General features: G+C 70.6%; 5 protein-coding genes. 2 read left to right on the plus strand and 3 right to left on the minus strand.

Features of this window, described 5'->3' with window-relative positions; genetic code table 11:
- A partial coding sequence (locus AOK23_RS23945) for a chorismate mutase (protein WP_063791389.1) occupies positions 1-314 on the minus strand: 314 nt, incomplete at its 3' end.
- A 455-nt stretch (positions 315-769) separates the two neighbouring features.
- Here AOK23_RS23945 and guaA point away from each other — a divergent pair.
- Entirely contained in the window at positions 770-2,350 is a 1,581-nt protein-coding gene (gene guaA, locus AOK23_RS23950) for a glutamine-hydrolyzing GMP synthase (protein WP_055714725.1), read from the plus strand.
- Positions 2,351-2,390: 40 nt separating this feature from the next.
- Here guaA and AOK23_RS23955 read toward each other — a convergent pair whose 3' ends face one another.
- Complete coding sequence (locus AOK23_RS23955; RefSeq protein WP_079049652.1) at positions 2,391-2,873, minus strand: pyridoxamine 5'-phosphate oxidase family protein; 483 nt, start codon at positions 2,871-2,873, stop codon at positions 2,391-2,393.
- A gap of 224 nt (positions 2,874-3,097) precedes the next feature.
- On the opposite strand from AOK23_RS23955, the gene AOK23_RS23960 reads away from it, so the two are divergent.
- Positions 3,098-3,892, plus strand: a complete 795-nt coding sequence (locus AOK23_RS23960) for a class II aldolase/adducin family protein (RefSeq protein WP_055519575.1) — start codon at positions 3,098-3,100, stop codon at positions 3,890-3,892.
- 111 nt (positions 3,893-4,003) lie between these two features.
- On the opposite strand, the gene AOK23_RS45425 is transcribed toward AOK23_RS23960, so the two are convergent.
- On the minus strand, positions 4,004-4,162 hold a 159-nt coding region (locus AOK23_RS45425; protein WP_169800326.1), incomplete at its 5' end, for an SHOCT domain-containing protein.

Consider the following 4,162-nt stretch of genomic DNA (forward strand, 5'->3'; position numbering starts at 1 on the left):
CGCCCTGGGCAAGCCCGGCACAGCTCCAGCAGGGTCATGGCGAGGGCGGTGCCGGGCTTGCCCAGGGCGTCGCTGTAGTGGGCGAGGACCTCCATCTCCCGCGAGAGGTTCACCCGCCGGCCGCCCGACTCGATCCGGGCGTCCTGGATCACGGCCGACACCGCCATCCGTTCCTGCACCAGCCCGATGATCCGGTCGTCCAACGCGTCGATCCGCTCCCGGGCGCCGCTGATCACACCCGCGGCCTCCTCGGTCCGCGCGCCGGTCCTCTCGGTGACGGTCTGTGCCGAGGTGGTCCTCGTGACGGCGGTCATCTCGGCGGTGGTCTTCCCGGCAGAGGTCTTCTCAGCGGTGGTGGTCTTCTCGGCTGTGGTGGTGGTCATCGTCGGAACTCCTCGTGTCCGGTTTCGCACCCCGCTCCGACAATCCCCGGAAAACGCCAGGCGCCCCGGACCTTGTCGGCCCGGGGCGCCTGGGGAAGTCGCTTGTCAGTTGCTCAAGCAGCACGACCATGGCAGCCGGTGGGCCGGTTGCCATAGGTAAAGACGAAGGTCGAGTGCGCGAGCATGGGCGCCAGTATGCCACGGCAAGCCACCGGCCCCGACGCCGCTGGCCCCACGGACCGGTCGGGCAGGGGCGCGGCCTTCCCGAGGGGCGGCAAGGGGTCCTGGTGGCCCCGGGGCGGAGCCCACGGTGGGCCCGCACCACGAGAGCGCACCCCGGTAGACTCGGCCACACAGACCCCCGCCCGACCGCCGGAAGGCACCCCGTGTCATCAGCGCCCTCCGCTGCCGCCGCCCCCGACACCGTTCTGGTCGTCGACTTCGGCGCGCAGTACGCCCAGCTCATCGCCCGCCGTGTCCGCGAGGCCCGGGTCTACAGCGAGATCGTGCCCAGCACCATGCCGGTCGCGGAGATCCTCGCCAAGAACCCGGCGGCGATCATCCTCTCCGGCGGCCCCTCCTCGGTCTACGCCGAGGGCGCCCCCCGCCTCGACCGCGCGCTCTTCGAGTCCGGCGTCCCCGTCTTCGGCATGTGCTACGGCTTCCAGCTGATGGCCACCACTCTCGGCGGCACCGTCGACAACACGGGCGCCCGCGAGTACGGCCGTACGCCGCTGCACGTCACCAAGTCCGGCTCGACCCTCTTCGAGGGCACCCCGGACGAGCAGTCGGTGTGGATGTCGCACGGCGACGCCTGCTCCGCCGCCCCCGAGGGCTTCACCGTCACGGCCTCCACCGACGTCGTACCGGTCGCCGCCTTCGAGAACGACGAGAAGAAGCTGTACGGCGTCCAGTACCACCCGGAGGTCATGCACTCCACGCACGGGCAGCAGGTGCTGGAGCACTTCCTGTACCGGGGCGCCGGGCTGACCCCGTCCTGGACCACCGGCAACGTGATCGAGGAGCAGGTCGCCGCCATCCGCGAACAGGTCGGCGACAAGCGCGCCATCTGCGGCCTCTCCGGCGGCGTGGACTCCGCGGTCGCCGCGGCCCTCGTGCAGAAGGCCATCGGCTCCCAGCTGACCTGTGTGTACGTCGACCACGGTCTGATGCGCAAGGACGAGACCGAGCAGGTCGAGAAGGACTTCGTCGCGGCCACCGGCGTCCAGCTGAAGGTCGTCGACGCGGAGGAGCGGTTCCTCAAGGCGCTCGCCGGGGTCTCCGACCCCGAGGAGAAGCGGAAGATCATCGGCCGCGAGTTCATCCGCGTGTTCGAGCAGGCGCAGGCCGAGATCATCGCGGACGAGGGTCCGGCCGTTGAGTTCCTGGTCCAGGGCACCCTGTACCCCGACGTCGTCGAGTCCGGCGGCGGCACCGGCACCGCCAACATCAAGTCCCACCACAACGTGGGCGGCCTCCCCGACGACCTGGAGTTCCAGCTCATCGAGCCGCTCCGCAAGCTGTTCAAGGACGAGGTCCGCATGGTCGGCCAGGAGCTCGGCCTGCCCGAGGAGATCGTCCAGCGGCAGCCGTTCCCCGGCCCCGGCCTCGGCATCCGGATTGTCGGCGAGGTCACCAAGGACCGTCTCGACCTGCTCCGCGAGGCCGACGCGATCGCCCGCGAGGAGCTGACGGCGGCCGGCCTCGACCGCGACATCTGGCAGTGCCCGGTGGTCCTCCTGGCGGACGTCCGCAGCGTCGGCGTCCAGGGCGACGGCCGCACCTACGGCCACCCCATCGTCCTGCGCCCGGTCTCCTCCGAGGACGCCATGACGGCCGACTGGTCGCGCCTGCCGTACGACGTGCTGGCGAAGATCTCGACCCGTATCACCAACGAGGTGCGCGACGTCAACCGCGTGGTCCTGGACGTGACGTCCAAGCCGCCGGGCACCATCGAGTGGGAGTGACCCGCTTCGGGTGACGAGGGTCGCCTCGGGTGAGAGGGGCTCAGGTCCGTCTGAGAGTGCGCACCGGCTCTCCGGGCTTCCAGACCTGGACGACCAGATACGTCTCGTCCTCGACGTAGGTCCGTACGACCTCCGTCAGCACGGTGCGGAAGAGGTGGAACGGCTCCGGCGGTTCCACCTCTTCGCCGTACGCGGCCTTGACGGCCGGATCGTCGACCTCGATCGCCCGCCCGCTGATCCGTACGTCACCCCCGCCCATCCCGGTGCCCGGACCCGGGTTGGCCTGCAGCGCGAACCGGGGATCGCGGCGCAGGTCGAGCGCCTTGAGGGAGTCCGGCATCATCCCCAGCCACAGCTCGCCGCCGACGAACCTGACCTCCAGTCCGGTCGTGCGCGGCGAGCCGTCCCGGCGGAGGGTGGCGAGGACGTGGTGGGTGAAGGCGCCGAAACGTGCCTCCACGGTCTGCGCGAGACCGGGTTCGGCGGCGGAGAAGGCGGCCCAGTTGGCGGCATTCTGCGGCACGGCGGGTGGCGTATTGCGTGGCATGGGACGAGTCTCGCGCGGATACCCGACAACCACTGTCCGGTTACCCCGAGCGACTGACGGCTCGTCCCTGAGTGGTGAGGCGCCGGCACGCTTCTGTGACTTGCGTAACGGTTGCACACTCTCTTCAGAGAACGGACCTGTTCTGCAGGAGAGACCGACGGTAACTTCCGCTTCGTAAAGGAAGTCAGTCTGGAGGACACATGCACGGGCCCACACCGCCCCTGCCCCTACCCACCGACCAGCTGCGGTTCGCCATGCCGCCGATGCACGAGTCGGTGGAGGACGAGCGGCGGCACCGCAAGGAACGGCTGGCCGGGGCCCTGCGGATCTTCGGACGGCTGGGGTTCGAGGACGGCGTCTCGGGGCACATCACCGCCCGCGATCCGGAGTTCAGCGACTGCTTCTGGGTCAACCCGTTCGGGATGTCGTTCAAGCATGTCACCGTCAGTGACCTCGTCCTCGCCAACCAGGACGGTCAGGTCATCGAGGGCCGCTACCACGTCAACCAGGCCGCCTTCACCGTCCACGCCCAGGTCCACGCCGCCCGCCCGGACGTCGTCGCCGTCGCGCACTGCCACTCGGTGCACGGCCGCGCCCTTGCCGCGCTCGGCGAACTGATCGAGCCGATCACCCAGGAGTCCTGCGCGTTCTACGAGGACCACGCGCTCTACGACAACTACACGGGCGTCGCCGTGGACGCGGACGAGGGGCGGCGGATCGCGGCGGTCCTCGGGAGCCGCAAGGCCCTGGTCCTGCGCAACCACGGTCTGCTGACCGTCGGCGACTCGGTCGACGCGGCGGCCTGGTGGTTCCTGTCGATGGAACGCTCCGCCCAGGTCCAGCTCACCGCGAAGGCCGCGGGCCGCCCCCTCCTCGTCGACCACCGGCTGGCCGTCGCCACACGCGAACAGGCGGGCGGGGACCTCGTGGCGTGGATCAACTACCAGCCCCTGTGGCAGGACATCAGCCGAAGCGAGCCGGACCTGCTGAGCTGAGCCGCGCGGAAGTGGGGGTGTCGGGGGCGGTGGCGGCGGCTGTGTCGCTGTGGTGGGGCGAGCAGTGGTTGCGTCGGTCCGGGTCGGCGGGCGCTGCCCCCGCCGTGTCGCTCAGAAGTCCCGCAGCACCGCCGCCTTCGTGGCCGCGAACTCCTCGTCCGTGAGGATGCCGTCGCGGTGCAGCTCGCCCAACTCGCGCAGGCGGCGCAGCAGCACGTCGTGATGGTCGGAGGCCAGGGCCGGGGCCGGAGCGGGGACCGGGCGCCGCGG

This window comes from Streptomyces torulosus, from assembly GCF_001419765.1.
Lineage (GTDB): Bacteria > Actinomycetota > Actinomycetes > Streptomycetales > Streptomycetaceae > Streptomyces > Streptomyces torulosus.